This is a genomic window from Pseudomonas sp. SLBN-26 (genome assembly GCF_006715895.1).
In the GTDB taxonomy this organism is placed as follows: domain Bacteria; phylum Pseudomonadota; class Gammaproteobacteria; order Pseudomonadales; family Pseudomonadaceae; genus Metapseudomonas; species Metapseudomonas otitidis.
This window is the reverse complement of sequence record NZ_VFOB01000001.1, coordinates 3,276,144-3,292,809: the sequence shown is the minus strand read 5'-3', so window position 1 is coordinate 3,292,809 and position 16,666 is coordinate 3,276,144. Positions and strand designations below refer to the sequence as shown.

Here is a 16,666-nt window from a genome sequence, read left to right as displayed (position 1 = left end):
CGGCCTTTTTCACCCGCCATGCAAGGACCGCCCATGAGCCTTCCCCTGTCCGTCGAGCAGTTGCGCGAGCGCAGCGCCGCCGGAGACACCTTCGATTACCTCTACTTCTGGGGCCACACCTCGGCACCGGGCGCGCCGTTGGGCAAGGCCTGCTTCAGCCAGTGGTTCAAGTCGCCCTTCGTGCTGGAGGGCGTCCGCTATGCCACGGCGGAGCACTGGATGATGGCCGGCAAGGCACGCCTGTTCGGCGATGAACGTGCACTGAAGGCCGTGCTCGCGGCGCGCACGCCGGCCGATGCCAAGGCCGTCGGGCGGGAGGTGCGCGGGTTCGATGAGGCCCGTTGGCTGGTCGCCCGCTTCGACCTGGTGGTGGCAGGCAACCAGGCCAAGTTCGAGCAGAACGCCGAGCTGCGCCGGGTGCTGCTGGCCACGGCCGGTCGGGTGCTGGTGGAAGCCAGCCCGGTGGACCCGGTGTGGGGCATCGGCCTGGCCGAGGCGGATGCGGCGGCCCGTACCCCGGCCACCTGGCGTGGGCTCAACCTGCTGGGCTTTGCGTTGATGGCGGTGCGCGAGTGCCTGGCGGTGGCGCAGCCGATGCAGGAGGTGTGCGAATGAACGCCTTCAGCGCGGAAGACCTCCAGCGCCTGGCCCGGCATGGCCTGGCGCTGTTCGGCGGGCGGCTGATCCACCAGGCGCAGCCGCCCGTCACCGACGAGCAGTTGGCCGAGGTGGAGCGCCGCGTCGGCCGCCCGCTGCCGCCGGTCCTGGTACGGTTGTGGCGCGTCGCCTATGGCGGCGTGCTGGATTACGACCTGCGGGTGGATTACCAGGGCCACATCCATCCCTATTCGCTGCGGGAGCTGTTCTACCCCGGCAGCGATGGCTACAACGACCTCTGGGGCTGGCTGGAGCACGAGCAGGAGTGGGCCCGGCAGATCGCCGAGGAGGAGGGCCGCGAGTGGGACGGGCGGCTGGACTTCCTGCCCATCGGCGGCTTCGAGTACCTGGAGCGGCTGTATGTCTGCGTCGAGCCCGGGGATTACTTCGGCCGCGTCTACGCCTGGAGCCAGGGCTTGCCGCCGGCCTGGGCGATGCGCCTGCACGAGGACGCCTTCGCCCGGGTGGCCGATGACCTGGAGGGGCTGTTCGCCCAGCTGGCCTACGAGCGCGACCCGCTGGCGGAGGATGCCGACGGTTCCGGCCTGGAGCTGCTGGAGGCGCTGATCCCGCTGGAGGAAGGCGATGCTGCCGACCAGGCCCTGGCCGAGCGGGTGAAGGCCTGCCTGGGCGCCCTGGTGCTGGATTGGCAGGCGGCACTGGACGCTGGCTCCATCGCTGCACGACCCGACCTGCAGCGCCTGGCCCTGGAGCGGGCGGTGGAGGCCGACGACACGGCGCTGCTGGAGCGGCTGGAGGCGTCAGGTGTTGAGCTTGGCCAACTGATCCGCGGCGGGGTGAACGGGCCGGTATACGCCCGCCTGCTCAAGCAGGACGCGGCCCAGGCCTGGTTCGCCGCGCGCGGCATCGCGGAGCGCCAGCGCGAGGACGCTCAGTAGTGGTACCAGCGCAGTTGCAGCATCACCTGGTTGTCGTCCCCGGCGAGGTGGCTGAACGAGCGCTCTGCCGACAGGCGCAGGCCCAGTTGCTGGCTCAGTTCCCACTGCTGGGCCAGTGACAGCCGGCGGCGCACTTCGCCGTTGTGGAAGTAGTCCCCGGCGGCTTCCAGGCTGAGGGTGCCGAGGCGGTTGTGCCAGAGCAGGCCGGTGTCGAAGCCGCCCGCGCCGGCGACGAAGGCGGCGAAGTCCGGGTTATGTTCGACGCGGGCCGTGGCCAGTGCGTAGTAGAGCGCGTCGTCCCCCAGTTGCCAGGTGGCCCCGGCGCCGCCGTTGAGGTGGCTCACCAGGGTTTCGTCGCCGTCCTTGCCGGGCACCCGCTCCAGGCCGCCGGCGACCTGCCAGGACCAGGGCTGCAGCAGGGCGGTGCGGGGTGTCAGCGAGCGGATGGTGGCGAAGTCCAGCTGCTGCAGTTGCCAGTGGTTTTCCTCGTACTGGCGCAGCTTGAGCTGGAGGATTTCGATCTGGGCTCCGAGGGGGAAGCCCGCCAGGTTGTCCTGCAGGTCGTGGTAGGCCATGCGCAGGCCGTACTCGGCGTAGGCGCGGTCTTCGCGGCTGCCCAGGCCCAGTTGCCAGGTGCGCGAGTCGTGGCCGTCCTCGGGCAGTGCCGGGCGTTCCACGTCGAGGGCGGGCGGCGGGTTGCGGTTGATCGCCTGCAGCAGCTGGAAGCCACGCCGTGCGCGGTCCTTGTCGCGCTCTTCGCCGGCGCTGCGGTAGCGGTCCAGGCGGAAGGCGGCATCCTGCACCAGTGCCCGGCGCGGGGCCGGCAGGGCCTGGAACTCGGGGGCCTGCAGCAGCGAGGCGTCGTCGGCCAGGCGCAGGGCCCACTGCTGTTCCACGGGCTCCAGCGGTTCGGCACGGGCGGCCAGTTCCCGCTCGCGGGAGGGGCGGAAGTCGATGCGGTCCACCAGCCCGGCGTTCTTCACCGCGCGCACGGTGTCGGTGGGGATGGCGGTGAGGGGGAACTGCTCGGTCAGCTCGGTGCCGGGGCGGGCGATCTCCAGCAGCTCCAGCAGGCGGTAGGAGCAGTTCTCGTCGAAGAAGAAGTAGTCGAAGCGCACCTGCTTCAGTTCCCAGACGTGCTCGACCATGCGCCCGGTCTCCTCGGGGCTGAGGTTGAGCCGGTACTCCCACAGGTCGCGGTTCTCCAGGCGGCTGTATTCCTTGAGCTTGTCGCGGTAGGGGACCAGGGCGAAGAGCCCGGGGTAGCCGCCCATCAGGCCCTTCCAGGCGTAGAGGATGCTGTTGTCGGCGCCTTCGATGAAGGCACCGAAGTTGAGCGCGTAGCTGAGCAGGGCGGTGTTGTTCTCGTCCACATCGCTCTGGTCGATGCGCAGCAGGGTGTGGCCGAACATCGAGGAGGGGCTGTTGAGGTAGGCCGCCGGGAACACCAGCACGGTGCTGTGGGGGTTGATGTCCTGGAACCACTGGCGGTATTCGCTGCACGCCGGTGTGGGCAGGTCGCGCAGGTCCAGCTGTTCGCGCAGCCAGCGGGTGCGGGCGGGGTAGGCGCACTGGGGGTGGCGGTCGCCGAGGGCCGGGTCCTGGTACAGCGCCTGGACGGTGACGCCGAGTTCCGCTTCCGGGCTGTGTGCGCCGTCAGGCGAGAGGAAGAAGCGCCCGTCGTCGACGTAGCTGCGCCAGCCGCCGAGCTTGCCGCGTTCGTAGTGGCCGAGGGCGATCCAGTAGGGGTCGTTGGCCAGGCGCTGCAGTGTCTCCACGGGGATGGGCGTGGCGGCCAGCAGGGCATTGCAGGTGAGCAGCAGCGGGAGAAGGAGGATCCGTTTCAACGGGCGGCTCGCTTTGCCTGGGGAAGGGGGCGAGCTTTCGGGAAGGGCGGGGCGGGTGTCAAGCAAGGTCAGGCGAGGGATTTTCGCAAGCCGTGACGGGGCTCGCCGCCACACGCGGAACGCCTTGCCACGCGCTTCCGGCGAGCGCCAGAATGCGGCCATCTCCCGCGTCGCCCACAAGGATTCCCGATGCCCGCTCCATTCGCTGCTTCCCTCCGCCTGGCTCCTGAGGCGCTCACCCGCTGCTTCGACGCCGGCCAGTTCTCCTTCACCACCACCGACGACCTCGAGCCCTTCCGTGGTGTGCTCGGCCAGGAGCGCGCGGTGGAGGCCCTGCAATTCGGCGTGGCGATGCCCCGCGCCGGCTACAACGTCTATGTCATGGGCGAGCCGGGCACCGGCCGCTTCTCCTTCGTGCAGCGCTACCTCAAGGCCGAGGGCAAGCGCCTGGCGACCCCGGAGGACTGGGTCTACGTCAACCATTTCGACGAGCCCCGCGAGCCCCGTGCGCTGCGCCTGCCGCCGGGCGAGGCGAACGCCTTCATCGCCGACATCGGCCAGCTTGTGGATAACCTGCTGGCCACCTTCCCGGCGGTGTTCGAGACGCCCACCTTCCAGCAGAAGAAGAGCGCCATCGACCGCGGCTTCAACCAGCGCTACGACCGCGCGCTGGACGTGATCGAGCGCCTGGCCCTGGAGAAGGACGTGGCGCTGTACCGCGATGCATCGAACATCGCCTTCACCCCGATGAAGGACGGCAAGGCGCTGGACGAGGCGGACTTCGCCCAGTTGCCGGAAGCCGAGCGCGAGCGCTTCCACGATGACATCGCGCTGCTGGAGGAGCGCCTCAACGAGGAACTGGCCAGCCTGCCGCAATGGAAGCGCGAGTCGAGCAACCAGCTGCGCCAGCTCAACGAGGAGACCATCACCCAGGCGCTGCAGCCGCTCTTGGCGCCGCTCTCGGAGAAGTACGCGGAGAACGCCGGTGTGGTGGCTTATCTGCAGGCGATGCAGGTGAACCTGCTGAAGACCGTGGTCGACCAGTTGCTGGACGACAAGCCGGACGTGCAGCGCCGCGAGATGCTGGAGGAGCAGTACTGCCCCAGCCTGGTGGTGGGGCACCCCGATGGCAGCGGGGCGCCGGTGGTGTTCGAGCCGCACCCGACCTACGACAACCTGTTCGGCCGCATCGAGTACGGCACCGACCAGGGCGCGCTCTACACCAGCTATCGCCAGCTGCGCCCGGGTGCACTGCACCGCGCCAACGGCGGGTTCCTGGTGCTGGAGGCGGAGAAGATGCTCAGCGAGCCCTTCGTCTGGGATGCGCTGAAGCGCGCGCTGCATTCGCGCCAGCTGAAGATGGAGTCGCCGCTGGCCGAGCTGGGCCGCCTGGCCACCGTGACCCTGACGCCCCAGGTGATTCCGCTGCAGGTGAAGGTGGTGATCATCGGGTCGCGCCAGTTGTATTACACGCTGCAGGACCTGGACCCGGACTTCCAGGAGATGTTCCGGGTGCTGGTGGACTTCGATGAAGAGATCGACTTCAACGAGGAGACCCTGGAACAGTTCGCCCAGTTACTGAAGACCCGCACCACCGAGGAAGGCATGGCGCCGCTCGGTGCGGATGCCGTTGCGCGCCTGGCGACCTACAGCGTGCGCCTGGCGGAGAACCAGCGGCGGCTGTCGGCGAAGATCGGCGACCTGTTCCAGCTGCACAGCGAGGCGGACTTCCTGCGTCAGCTGGCCGGTGAGCCGGTGACCAACGCCGAACACGTGGAGCGGGCGCTGAAGGCCAAGGCCACGCGCACCGGCCGGGTGTCGGCGCGCATCCTCGACGACATGCTGGCCGGCACCATCCTGATCGACACCGAGGGCGCGGCCGTGGGCAAGTGCAACGGCCTCACCGTGCTGGAGGTGGGGGACTCGGCGTTCGGCGTGCCGGCACGGATCTCCGCCACCGTCTACCCGGGTGGTTCGGGCATCGTCGACATCGAGCGCGAGGTCAACCTGGGCCAGCCGATCCACTCCAAGGGGGTGATGATCCTCACCGGCTACCTGGGCAGCCGCTATGCCCAGGAGTTTCCCCTGGAGATTTCCGCGAGCATCGCGCTGGAGCAGTCCTACGGCTATGTGGACGGCGACAGCGCCTCCCTGGGCGAGGCCTGCACGCTGATCTCGGCGCTGTCGCGCACGCCGCTTAAGCAGTGCTTCGCCATCACCGGTTCGATCAACCAGTTCGGCGAGGTGCAGGCCGTGGGCGGGGTGAACGAGAAGATCGAAGGCTTCTTCCGCCTGTGCGAGGCCCGGGGGCTGACGGGTGAGCAGGGGGTGATCATTCCCCACGCCAACGTCACCAACCTGATGCTCGACGAGCGGGTGGTGCAGGCCGTGCGCAAGGGCCAGTTCCATGTCTACGCCGTGCGCCAGGCCGACGAGGCCCTGAGCCTGCTGGTGGGCGAGCCGGCCGGCGCGCCGGACGAGAAGGGCCGCTTCCCGGCGGGCAGCATCAATGCACGCGTGGTGGCCCGCCTGCGGGAGATCGCCGAGATGGGCATGGAGGAAGAGGAGAAGGCCCCCGCCAAGGACGCGGAGGCTGTTGCTGCTGCCGTCGCTGCCGAGAAGGCGCCGGAGCCCGCCAAGCCGAAGCGCAAGGCACCCACCCGGAAGGCACCTGCGGCCGACGCTGGCAAGGCGTCGGAATGATCTGACAGACGGTTTGACGCCGTGCCAGGGAGGGCGCGGCTGGTCAGGCTTCGAGCAAGGCCCCGCAGCACAGGCGGGGCGGCGCTTCGGCGGTTTTGCCGACATTCATTCCACAGGGTTATCCACAGAAGGCGTGGATAAGAATTCCTCGCTTTCCCAGGTTTTCGGGGTGTAGGCTGGGCGCCAGGTCCACGCGAGGAATGTCGTCATGTCCCGCACCCTCTGCCTTACCCGTCAATGCCTGGGGCTGGTCACCCGTATCGAATGCGTGATCCTGCCGCTGGCCGGTGACAACGGTCTGTGGACCCTCATCTGTGCGGCCGGCATTTCTGGCACCCAACCGTCCGCCATTCGCGCCCAGGGCCCGTTTCATGGGCCTTTCGTCGCCGAGTCGGTGATGGCGAGCATCGCGGATTGCCTGGGCGAGCTGGGCTACTGCCCCTGCGAGGAACCCATGACCTGGCGCTTGCACCAGCAGGCGGAGCTGCGTCGCCTGAACCAGACGCGAGGGCGCACGCTGGGGAATTGCCTGTCACGCCCGGACAGTTGATGGCGGTTTTTCGAGCATCCGTTGCAACGCCGCAGGCGCAGGCGGCGGCAGCGATCCTTGCAGTGCTCATGCACAGGGTTATCCACAGCTTTCGGGGATATTTCCGGGCGTTTCATTCTGTTTTTCTGTAGGAAAGTGCTCGCTATACTCGCCGCCATTTCCACCCCTGCTGCGAGGCTCCATGGAACGCTTTTTGGAAAACTCGATGTACGCGGCGCGCTGGCTGCTGGCGCCCATCTACTTCGGCCTGTCCCTGGCGCTGCTGGCGCTGGCGCTGAAGTTCTTCCAGGAGATCTACCACGTCATTCCCCACGTCTTCGAGAAGACCGAGGGTGAGCTGATCCTGGTGCTGCTCTCGCTGATCGACATGTCCCTGGTGGGCGGCCTGCTGGTGATGGTGATGTTCTCCGGCTACGAGAACTTCGTGTCGCAACTGGACATCGACGAGAACAAGGAGAAGCTCAGCTGGCTGGGCAAGATGGACTCCGGTTCGCTGAAGATGAAGGTGGCGGCGTCCATCGTGGCGATCTCGTCCATCCACCTGCTGCGGGTCTTCATGGATGCGCAGAACATCGATAACGACAAGATCCTCTGGTACGTGGTGGTGCACATGACCTTCGTGGTCTCGGCGTTCGCCATGGGCTACCTGGACAAGATGAGCAAGAGCAGCCACTGAACCTTGCTGCAACGGCCGCCCGCCCGCCTTCCAGGCCGGCGGGCGGTTTCGTTTCCGGGGTAGGGCGGTGCGGGGGGCTGTGCTAGTCTGGCCGACCTTTTTTCCCTGTGCGGAGCCCGGCCATGTCCGAACTCGATCTTTCCAGTGATGAATCCCGCGTCAGCTACGGCATTGGCCGCCAGCTGGGTGACCAGATCCGTGACAACCCTCCGCCCGGCGTGAGCATCGATGCGGTGGTCGCCGGCCTGCGCGACGCCTTTGCCGGCCAGGAAAGCCGTGTCGACGCGGCTGACCTGAACGCGGCGTTCCGGGTCATCCGCGAGCGCATGCAGGCCCAGGCCCAGGCCAAGGCTGAAGCGGCGGCTGGCGAAGGCCGCGCCTACCTGGCAGAGAACGCCAAGCGCGAAGGCGTGACCGTGCTGCCGTCCGGCCTGCAGTTCGAGGTGCTGGTGGCAGGTGAGGGCGCCAAGCCGTCGGCCGAGGACACCGTGCGCACCCACTACCACGGCACGCTGATCGACGGCACCGTGTTCGACAGCTCCTACAACCGTGGCGAGCCGGCCGAGTTCCCGGTGGGTGGCGTGATCCCGGGCTGGGTCGAGGCCCTGCAACTGATGAATGCCGGCAGCAAGTGGCGCCTGCACGTGCCCAGCGAGCTGGCCTATGGCGCGCAGGGTGTGGGCAGCATCCCGCCCCACAGCGTGCTGGTGTTCGACGTGGAGCTGCTGGCGATCCTCTGATCCCGCAAAGAGCGATGCCCGGGCTGGCCGTCCTGGCCCGCCCGGGCACCTGCGGGGCCTTGTCGGCCCCGTTTGCAGACGGGTGCCCCGGGGCGCCCGCTTGCGGGTGGCGCGTCCTGCACCACCCGGATCTCCGTCATGCCAGGTGGGCGTCCTGTTGCGGCCTCAAGGCCCGCGCGTAGCAGAACAGGAAGAGGTTGCGCACCAGTTCCTTGAGCACCAGCGGCTCGCTGGAGTTCAGCCCGGCGAGGTCGAGGTCGCCCTGGTCACGCAGTTCGTCGAGGGCTTCTTCTTCCAGCACGGCGCAGATTTCCCCGGTTTCACGGTGGAGGATGCGCAGGTAGGGGTGGGGGCGATCCAGCCAGGCATCGATCAGGTAGGTCATGGCTCATCTCCTTGAAAAGCTGTGAGATGAGAATAATTCCTATTATCAAAATAGCAAGGGTCTATCGGTGCCTTTCGTCGCCAGCCGTTTCCTGCGGACATGAAAAAGCCCGCCATGTGAGGCGGGCTTCCCGGTGAGCCTTTTGGCTCAGTGTGTGCGGGCGACGGCGAACTGCGTCAGCTCGATCATGGCGTCGCGGTGCTCGCTGGGCGGCAGGGCGTCCAGGCAGGCGATGGCGCGCTCGGCATAGTCGCGGGCAAGGCGGGCGGTGTAGTCGAGGGCGCCGGCGGCTTCCACGGCTTCACGGATGCCTTCCAGGTCCTGGCTGCCGCCTTGCTGGATGGCCTTGCGGACCAGTGCGGCCTGCTCGGGGCTGCCGTCACGCATGGTGACGATCAGCGGCAGGGTCGGCTTGCCTTCGGCGAGGTCGTCACCGACGTTCTTGCCGAGGGTGGCGGCGTCGCCACGGTAATCGAGCAGGTCGTCCACCAGTTGGAAGGCGATGCCCAGGTAGTCACCGAAGGTCCGCAGGGCTTCGGCCTGGGCTTCGCTGGCGCCGGCGAGTACGGCGGCACTGTGGGTGGAGGCCTCGAAGAGCATCGCGGTCTTGCCGCGGATGACTTCCATATAGGTCTCTTCGGTGGTGCTGGCGTCGCGGATCTTCGACAGCTGCAGCACTTCACCTTCGGCGATGACACGGGTGGCCTGGGAAATGATGCGCATCACCGGCATGGAGCCCAGCTCGACCATCATTTCGAAGGAGCGTGCGTAGAGGAAGTCGCCCACCAGCACGCTCGGCGCGTTGCCCCACAGGGCATTGGCGGTGGAGCGGCCGCGACGCAGGCCCGATGCATCGACGACGTCGTCGTGCAGCAGGGTGGAGGTGTGCAGGAATTCGATGGTGGCGGCCAGCAGGCGCAGCTGGTCGCCGCCGAACCCGAGGGCATTGCCGCTGAGCAGGACCAGCAGCGGGCGCAGGCGCTTGCCGCCGGCGGAGACGATGTAGTCGCCGATTTTCTCGACCAGGGGTACGCGGGAGGTGAGTTGCCGACGGATGATGTCGTCGACTGCGGTAAAATCGTCCGCCACCACGCGGTAGAAGGCCTGGGGTTGCATCAGCGAGGGGTGCTCCTTTGAGAATGCGCGGCATGCTAGGGGGCGGGTAGGGGGCTGTCAAGGCAAGCCCCGCCGGTGCTTGCGCGGCTTTTGCGGCTTGCGTACAATCGCGGCCCCTGAACTTCCTTGGGCATTTCCCTGCCTTACGCAATTGCACGGGTTCCAGTTCCGGCCCCATGCAGCCATGCCGACCCATTCCTCTTTCTATAAAGCGTCGGGTGAGCAGGTTTAACGGAGAAAATCCATGTACGCAGTTATCGTTACCGGCGGCAAGCAGTACAAAGTCGCTGAAGGTGAATTCCTGAAGATCGAGAAGCTGGAAGTCGCCACTGGCGAATCCGTGACTTTCGATCGCGTTCTGCTGATCGGCAATGGCGACGACGTGAAAATCGGCGCTCCGGTTGTCGATGGCGCCAAAGTGGTTGCCGAAGTGGTCTCTCAAGGCCGTCACGACAAGGTTCGCATCATCAAGTTCCGTCGTCGTAAGCACCACATGAAGCGTCAGGGCCACCGCCAGTGGTTCACTGAAATCAAGATCACCGGCATCCAGGCCTAATTTCCTTTTTGGAGGATTTGACTCATGGCACACAAAAAAGCTGGCGGTTCTACCCGCAACGGTCGCGACTCAGAAAGTAAACGCCTTGGCGTGAAACTGTACGGCGGCCAGGTCATCAAGGCCGGCAACATCATCGTTCGTCAGCGCGGCACCAAGTTCCACGCCGGCGTCGGCGTTGGCCTGGGCAAGGACCACACCCTGTTCGCGAAAGTGGACGGCGTTGTGAAGTTCGAGGTCAAAGGCGCCTTCGGTCGCAAGTACGTGAGCGTCGTCGCGGCCTAATCGCGATCTCGCTGCAAAAGCCCTGTCTCGCGACGGGGCTTTTTTGTTTCTGACAGCGGAAACTGCGCGTAGCGCCGGCTCCCTGTATCCTTGTGTTCCTTTTTAATTGGCCCGCCACCGTGGCGGGAGGCTTCCTGATGAAATTCGTCGATGAAGTTTCGATCTTTGTAAAAGCAGGCGACGGCGGCAATGGCCTGATGAGTTTCCGTCGCGAAAAATTCATTGAGAAAGGCGGCCCCAACGGTGGTGATGGTGGCGACGGCGGTTCCGTGTACATGGAAGCCGATCCGAACCTCAACACCCTGGTGGATTACCGCTATACCCGTCGTTTCGATGCCCAGCGTGGCGAGAACGGCGGCAGCAAGGACTGCACCGGCCGCAAGGGTGAAGACCTTGTCCTGCCGGTGCCGGTCGGCACCACGGTGATCGATGCCGGTACCCAGGAAATCATCGGTGACCTGACCGTGCCCGGTCAGCGCCTGCTGGTGGCCCAGGGTGGTTGGCACGGGTTGGGGAATACCCGCTTCAAGTCCAGTACCAACCGCGCGCCGCGCCAGACCACCAAGGGCAAGCCGGGCGAGTCCCGCGACCTCAAGCTGGAGCTGAAGGTGCTGGCTGACGTCGGTCTGTTGGGGCTGCCGAATGCGGGCAAGAGCACGTTCATCCGTGCGGTGTCGGCCGCCAAGCCGAAAGTGGCGGATTACCCCTTCACCACCCTGGTGCCGAACCTGGGTGTGGTCAGCGTCGGGCGCTTCAAGAGCTTCGTCGTGGCCGACATCCCCGGGTTGATCGAGGGCGCTGCCGAGGGGGCTGGCCTGGGGATTCGCTTCCTCAAGCACCTGGCGCGTACGCGCCTGCTGCTGCACATCGTCGACATGGCGCCGCTGGACGAGAGCGATCCGGCCGAGGCGGCTGCGACCATCGTCGAGGAGCTGGGGCGCTTCAGTCCGGCGCTGACCGAGCGTGATCGCTGGCTGGTGCTGAACAAGGCCGACCAGCTGCTGGATGAAGAGCGCGAAGCGCGCATGAAAGAGGTGATCCAGCGCCTCGGTTGGGAAGGGCCTGTATTCGTCATCTCCGCCCTGGAGCGCGAGGGGACCGAGGCACTTTCCCAGGAGATCATGCGTTACCTCGACGAGCGGACCCTGCGCATGGAAGAGGATCCGACCTACGCCGAGTCGCTCGCCGAGCTGGATCAGCGCATCGAGGACGAAGCGCGTGCTCGCCTGCAGGCCCTGGATGATCGCCGTGCGCTGCGCCGTGCCGGTCTGAAGAGTGCCGACGAGGCTGGCGACGACGATGATTTCTTTGATGACGAGGACGACGGCGACGGGCCGGAGATCTTCTACGTTCCCTGATGACCGCGCCTTCGGGCGCACCGGATGATCGCCATAGGCTGTGCGCCATGGGCCGCACGGCTTTCTAGCTAAGGTTGGAAGATATGCGGGACAAGGTGACTGGCGCGCAGCGCTGGGTGGTGAAGATCGGCAGTGCTTTGCTGACCGCTGATGGACGTGGCCTCGATCGCGATGCCATGGCGGTGTGGGTGGAGCAGATGGTGGCGCTGCGCAATGCGGGCGTCGAACTGGTGCTGGTGTCGTCCGGTGCGGTGGCGGCGGGTATGAGCCGGTTGGGCTGGAACACCCGCCCGAAGGCCATGCACGAGCTGCAGGCTGCGGCTGCCGTCGGGCAGATGGGGCTGGTGCAGGCCTGGGAATCCAGTTTTGCCGAGCACGGTCGTGGTACCGCCCAGATCCTCCTGACTCACGACGACCTTTCCGACCGCAAGCGCTACCTCAATGCGCGCAGCACCCTGCGTGCGCTGGTCGACCTGGGCGTGATTCCCGTCATCAACGAGAACGACACGGTTGTCACCGATGAGATCCGCTTCGGTGACAACGACACCCTGGCGGCCCTGGTGGCCAACCTGGTGGAGGCGGACCTGCTGGTCATCCTCACCGACCGCGATGGCATGTTCGATGCCGATCCGCGCCACAACCCCGATGCCCAGCTGATTTTCGAAGCGCGTGCCGATGATCCGGCGCTGGACGCCGTGGCGGGTGGCACCGGTGGTGCGCTGGGGCGCGGTGGCATGCAGACCAAGCTGCGTGCAGCACGCCTGGCGGCGCGCTCCGGGGCGCACACGATCATCGTTGGTGGCCGTATCGAGCGCGTGCTGGATCGCCTGAAGAGCGGCGAACGCCTGGGTACGCTCCTGGCGCCCGAGCGCGGCATGCTGGCCGCCCGCAAGCAGTGGCTGGCCGGCCACCTGCAGACCCGCGGCACCCTGGTGCTGGATGCGGGGGCGGTGAAGGCGCTGCGTGCCGATCACAAGAGCCTGCTGCCGGTGGGTGTGAAGGCGGTGCAGGGCAGCTTCCGTCGGGGTGAGATGGTGGTCTGTGTCGACCCCGAGGGGGGCGAGGTGGCGCGTGGCCTGGTGAACTACAGCGCTCTGGAAGCGCAGAAGATCATTGGGCAGTCGTCCGAGATGGTGGAGAAGCTGCTGGGCTATGTCGGTGAGCCCGAACTGGTGCATCGGGACAACCTGGTCCTGGTCTGACGAGGAGGTGTCATGAGGCTTCTGAAGGGATTGCTGGCGGCCGTGGCCGCGATGCCGTTGCTGGTGGCGGCCGAGGAGATCGGCTCGGTCTCCACGGTGTTCAAGTGGCTGGGGCCCAATGACAAGATCGTCATCGAGGCGTTCGACGATCCCAAGGTGGAAGGGGTGACCTGCTACCTGTCGCGAGCCAAGACCGGTGGTGTGAAAGGTGGCCTGGGTCTGGCCGAGGATCGCGCAGAGGCTTCCATTGCCTGTCGGCAGGTGGGGCCGGTGCGTTTCACGGCTGAGCTGAAGGATGGCGAGGAAGTGTTCAAGGAGCGCACCTCGCTGGTGTTCAAGACCATGCAGGTGGTGCGCTTCTTCGATCGCAAGCGCAATACGCTCGTCTATCTGGTCTACAGCGACCGGATCATCGAGGGCAGTCCGCAGAATGCGGTGACGGCCATTCCGATCATGCCCTGGCCGAACAAGCCCTGAGTCAACGATGGAAAGCCCGGTTCGCCGGGCTTTTTATTGTCTGGCGGATGTGCAGTGCCAAATCGCGGGCAATAAAAAACCGGCCATCAGGCCGGTTTTTCGTACAAGAACGGGCTTAGGCAGCAGCCTGGCCCAGCGCCTTGATGTGCGCGTTCAGGCGGCTCTTGTGACGAGCGGCCTTGTTCTTGTGGATGATGCCTTTGTCGGCCATGCGGTCGATGACCGGTACAGCAGCGGTGTAGGCTGCTTGGGCCTTGGGCAGGTCCTTGGCGTCGAGCGCCTTGACTACGTTTTTGATGTAGGTACGGACCATGGAGCGCAGGCTGGCGTTATGGCTACGACGCTTCTCAGCCTGTTTCGCGCGTTTTTTGGCAGAAGGTGTATTGGCCACCGTCAAGCTCCTCGGAAACTGGGGGATACGAACAAATAAGGCCGCGAATCATGCCGATGCACTGTGGCGATGTCAAGGGCGGTTGAGTGCCCTTGCCGTGGCGGGCGACGAGCGTGCAGCGTGATTTCTTCGCTGCGCAGCTCTACACTCGCGCGCTCCGGGGCTGCCCGGGCGTCGGCTTCTGCGGTCGCGCATTCTTTCCTTCGGCCTCCTGGGATGCAAGCTTTTACGTCATGAATCTGCTCAAGTCGCTGGCCGCCGTCAGCTCCATCACCATGCTGTCGCGGGTACTGGGCTTCGTTCGCGACACCATCGTGGCGCGTGCCTTCGGTGCCGGCATGGCCACGGATGCCTTCTTCGTCGCCTTCAAGCTGCCCAACCTGCTGCGGCGGATCTTCGCCGAGGGGGCGTTCTCCCAGGCCTTCGTCCCGATCCTGGCGGAGTACAAGAGCCAGCAGGGCGAGGAGGCGACCCGAACCTTCATCGCCTACGTGGCCGGGTTGCTGACCCTGGCGCTGGCGCTGGTCACGGCGCTGGGCATTCTTGCGGCGCCCTGGGTGATCTATGCCACCGCTCCCGGCTTCACCGACACCCAGGAGAAGTTCGAGCTGACCACCGACCTGTTGCGGGTCACCTTTCCCTATATCTTCCTGATCTCGCTGTCGTCACTGGCGGGCGCGGTGCTGAACACCTGGAACCGCTTTGCGGTGCCGGCCTTCGTGCCGACGCTGCTGAACGTGGCGATGATCGTCTTTGCGGTGTTCCTCACGCCTTATTTCCATCCGCCGGTGATGGCGCTGGCCTGGGCGACCCTGGCGGGCGGGCTGGCCCAGTTGCTGTTCCAGCTGCCGGCGCTCAAGCGCATCGGCATGCTCGTGCTGCCGCGCCTGAACCTGCGCGATACCGGCGTCTGGCGGGTGCTGAAGCAGATGGGGCCGGCCATCTTCGGGGTCTCGGTGAGCCAGATCTCGCTGATCATCAACACCATCTTCGCGTCCTTCCTGGTAGCCGGCTCGGTGTCCTGGATGTACTACGCCGACCGCCTGATGGAGCTGCCCTCCGGCGTGCTTGGCGTGGCGCTCGGCACCATCCTGCTGCCGTCGCTGGCCAAGACCTACGCCAATGACGACCGCACGGCCTACTCCGAGCTGCTGGATTGGGGGCTGCGCCTGTGCTTCCTGCTGGTGCTGCCCTGCGCCCTGGCGTTGGCGCTGCTCGCCGAGCCGCTGACGGTGTCGCTGTTCCAGTACGGCAAGTTCACCGCCCATGACGCGCTGATGACCCAGCGCGCGCTGATCGCCTACGCCGTCGGTCTGCTCGGGATCATCCTGGTGAAGGTCCTGGCGCCCGGCTTCTATGCCCGGCAGAACATCCGCACCCCGGTACGTATCGCCCTGCTGACCCTGGTGGTGACCCAGTTGCTCAACCTGGTGCTGATCGGGCCCTTGCAGCATGCCGGCCTGGCCCTGGCCATCGGGCTGGCGGCCTGCCTCAATGCAGCGTTGCTGTTCTGGCAATTGCGCCGGCAGCGTCTTTTCCTGCCCCAGCCGGGCTGGGGTGTGTTCCTGCTCAAGCTGCTGGTAGCGGTTGCGGTGATGGGGGCGGTCCTGGTGCTGGGCGCTGCCTGGCTGCCGGCCTGGGACAGCGGTGGCATGCCCGAGCGTCTGGCGCGGCTGATGCTGCTGGTGGTCGCCGGGGCGGGCAGTTATTTCGCCACCCTGGCAGCGCTGGGTTTCCGCCTCCGCCACTTCGCCCGACGGGCTGTCCGATAGCGGGCCCGTGCCCTCCGGAGAGCGGCTTTGCGACACGTCAGACGTGCCTGTTGTGATGGCGCGGCTGTGCGTATAATCGGCCACTTTGTGAACAAGACGTGTGCTATGCAGCTGGTCCGAGGTCTTCATAACCTGCGGCCCCGATCCGGGGGCTGCGTTGCCACCATCGGCAATTTCGACGGCGTCCACCGGGGTCACCAGGCCATTCTCAAGCGCCTGCGCGAACGCGCGGCCGAGCTGGGCGTACCCAGCTGCGTGGTGATCTTCGAGCCCCAGCCCCGCGAGTTCTTCGGCCCCGATACCGCCCCCGTCCGCCTGACGCGCCTGCGCGACAAGCTCGAGCTGCTGGCCGGCGAGGGCGTGGATTTCGTCCTGTGCCTGGCGTTCAACCGGCGCTTGCGCGAGCTGTCCGCTGCCGAGTTCGTCCATGCGGTGCTGGTGGAAGGGCTGGGCGTGCATCACCTGGAGATCGGTGACGACTTCCGCTTCGGCTGTGATCGCGCCGGTGATTTCGCCTTCCTCCAGGCCGCCGGGGAGGCCGAGGGCTTCACCGTCGAAGCCGCCGCCACCGTCGAACTGGATGGCATGCGGGTCAGCAGCACCCGTGTCCGCGAGGCCCTGGCCGCCGCCGACTTCCCGCTGGCCGAGCACCTGCTCGGGCGGCCCTTCAGCATCACCGGCCGTGTCCTGCATGGCCAGAAGCTGGCCCGGCAGCTCGGCACGCCGACTGCCAACGTGCAACTCAAGCGACGCCGCGTACCGCTCTCCGGGGTCTTCCTGGTCAGCGTGGAGCTGGATGGCCAGCGCCGGCCCGGTGTCGCCAACATCGGCGTGCGCCCCACCGTGAAAGGGGATGGCAACGCTCACCTGGAAGTGCACCTGCTGGATTTCGCCGCGAACCTCTACGACCGGCGTATCAGCGTCACCTTCCACCGCAAGCTGCGCGAAGAGCAGCGATTCGCCTCCCTGGAGGCCCTCAAGTCGGCGATCGACGCGGACGTCGCCGCAGCCCGTGCCTACTGGCAGGGCGCCCACCTTCAATGATGAGCCTGGAC

Annotated in this window: 17 protein-coding genes; 13 read left to right on the top strand and 4 right to left on the bottom strand. The window is 66.4% G+C overall.

The window, feature by feature from the left end:
- Positions 1 to 33: 33 nt before the first annotated feature.
- Both FBY21_RS15110 and FBY21_RS15105 read left to right on the top strand, forming a co-directional pair.
- Positions 34 to 615: an NADAR family protein gene (locus tag FBY21_RS15110; RefSeq protein WP_142012062.1), complete on the top strand. Its 582-nt coding sequence runs from the start codon at positions 34 to 36 to the stop codon at positions 613 to 615.
- The gene (locus FBY21_RS15105) at positions 612 to 1,556 is read left to right on the top strand and encodes an SMI1/KNR4 family protein (protein WP_142012060.1); all 945 of its coding nucleotides are present in this window, start codon (positions 612 to 614) and stop codon (positions 1,554 to 1,556) included. Before FBY21_RS15110 ends, FBY21_RS15105 begins: the two co-directional genes overlap by 4 nt.
- Here the strand turns inward: FBY21_RS15105 and FBY21_RS15100 are convergent.
- Complete coding sequence (locus tag FBY21_RS15100; RefSeq protein ID WP_142012058.1) at positions 1,550 to 3,403, bottom strand: DUF4105 domain-containing protein; 1,854 nt, start codon at positions 3,401 to 3,403, stop codon at positions 1,550 to 1,552. The two genes, FBY21_RS15105 and FBY21_RS15100, sit on opposite strands and share 7 nt — an antisense overlap.
- A 189-nt stretch (positions 3,404 to 3,592) precedes the next feature.
- Here FBY21_RS15100 and FBY21_RS15095 point away from each other — a divergent pair, with 189 nt between their 5' ends.
- The 4 genes from FBY21_RS15095 to FBY21_RS15080 all read left to right on the top strand — a co-directional run bounded on the left by FBY21_RS15095 (position 3,593) and on the right by FBY21_RS15080 (position 8,072).
- Entirely contained in the window at positions 3,593 to 6,106 is a 2,514-nt protein-coding gene (locus FBY21_RS15095; protein ID WP_142012056.1) for a Lon protease family protein, read from the top strand.
- Positions 6,107 to 6,314: 208 nt separating this feature from the next.
- The gene (locus FBY21_RS15090; RefSeq protein ID WP_044410422.1) at positions 6,315 to 6,656 is read left to right on the top strand and encodes a hypothetical protein; all 342 of its coding nucleotides are present in this window, start codon (positions 6,315 to 6,317) and stop codon (positions 6,654 to 6,656) included.
- Positions 6,657 to 6,837: 181 nt separating this feature from the next.
- Complete coding sequence (locus tag FBY21_RS15085) at positions 6,838 to 7,332, top strand: TIGR00645 family protein (RefSeq protein WP_044410420.1); 495 nt, start codon at positions 6,838 to 6,840, stop codon at positions 7,330 to 7,332.
- A gap of 122 nt (positions 7,333 to 7,454) precedes the next feature.
- The gene (locus FBY21_RS15080; protein WP_044410417.1) at positions 7,455 to 8,072 is read left to right on the top strand and encodes an FKBP-type peptidyl-prolyl cis-trans isomerase; all 618 of its coding nucleotides are present in this window, start codon (positions 7,455 to 7,457) and stop codon (positions 8,070 to 8,072) included.
- A gap of 136 nt (positions 8,073 to 8,208) precedes the next feature.
- Here the strand turns inward: FBY21_RS15080 and FBY21_RS15075 are convergent, their stop codons facing one another.
- Together FBY21_RS15075 and FBY21_RS15070 are read right to left on the bottom strand one after the other, a co-directional pair.
- Positions 8,209 to 8,457, bottom strand: a complete 249-nt coding sequence (locus FBY21_RS15075; RefSeq protein WP_044410414.1) for a hypothetical protein — start codon at positions 8,455 to 8,457, stop codon at positions 8,209 to 8,211.
- A gap of 147 nt (positions 8,458 to 8,604) precedes the next feature.
- The gene (locus tag FBY21_RS15070; RefSeq protein ID WP_074972986.1) at positions 8,605 to 9,573 is read right to left on the bottom strand and encodes a polyprenyl synthetase family protein; all 969 of its coding nucleotides are present in this window, start codon (positions 9,571 to 9,573) and stop codon (positions 8,605 to 8,607) included.
- Between the two features lie 244 nt (positions 9,574 to 9,817).
- On the opposite strand from FBY21_RS15070, the gene rplU reads away from it, so the two are divergent.
- From rplU to FBY21_RS15045, 5 genes are all read left to right on the top strand, one after another.
- Positions 9,818 to 10,129, top strand: coding sequence for a 50S ribosomal protein L21 (gene rplU / locus FBY21_RS15065; protein ID WP_044410409.1), 312 nt, complete (start codon positions 9,818 to 9,820; stop codon positions 10,127 to 10,129).
- Positions 10,130 to 10,153: 24 nt separating this feature from the next.
- Complete coding sequence (gene rpmA / locus FBY21_RS15060; protein WP_044410405.1) at positions 10,154 to 10,411, top strand: 50S ribosomal protein L27; 258 nt, start codon at positions 10,154 to 10,156, stop codon at positions 10,409 to 10,411.
- Positions 10,412 to 10,548: 137 nt separating this feature from the next.
- Positions 10,549 to 11,769 carry an Obg family GTPase CgtA gene (gene cgtA / locus FBY21_RS15055; protein WP_142012054.1) on the top strand — a complete coding sequence of 407 codons (1,221 nt, stop codon included), beginning with the start codon at positions 10,549 to 10,551 and terminating at the stop codon, positions 11,767 to 11,769.
- A gap of 83 nt (positions 11,770 to 11,852) precedes the next feature.
- Complete coding sequence (proB, locus tag FBY21_RS15050; RefSeq protein ID WP_044410399.1) at positions 11,853 to 12,971, top strand: glutamate 5-kinase; 1,119 nt, start codon at positions 11,853 to 11,855, stop codon at positions 12,969 to 12,971.
- Between the two features lie 12 nt (positions 12,972 to 12,983).
- Entirely contained in the window at positions 12,984 to 13,448 is a 465-nt protein-coding gene (locus tag FBY21_RS15045; protein ID WP_044410397.1) for a CreA family protein, read from the top strand.
- A 115-nt stretch (positions 13,449 to 13,563) separates the two neighbouring features.
- On the opposite strand, the gene rpsT is transcribed toward FBY21_RS15045, so the two are convergent.
- Entirely contained in the window at positions 13,564 to 13,839 is a 276-nt protein-coding gene (gene rpsT, locus FBY21_RS15040; RefSeq protein WP_028629627.1) for a 30S ribosomal protein S20, read from the bottom strand.
- Positions 13,840 to 14,072: 233 nt separating this feature from the next.
- Between rpsT and murJ the strand changes: the two genes are divergently transcribed.
- Positions 14,073 to 15,611, top strand: a complete 1,539-nt coding sequence (gene murJ, locus FBY21_RS15035) for a murein biosynthesis integral membrane protein MurJ (RefSeq protein WP_142012051.1) — start codon at positions 14,073 to 14,075, stop codon at positions 15,609 to 15,611.
- Positions 15,612 to 15,716: 105 nt separating this feature from the next.
- Positions 15,717 to 16,655 carry a bifunctional riboflavin kinase/FAD synthetase gene (gene ribF, locus FBY21_RS15030; protein ID WP_044410386.1) on the top strand — a complete coding sequence of 313 codons (939 nt, stop codon included), beginning with the start codon at positions 15,717 to 15,719 and terminating at the stop codon, positions 16,653 to 16,655.
- Positions 16,656 to 16,666 lie beyond the last annotated feature (11 nt).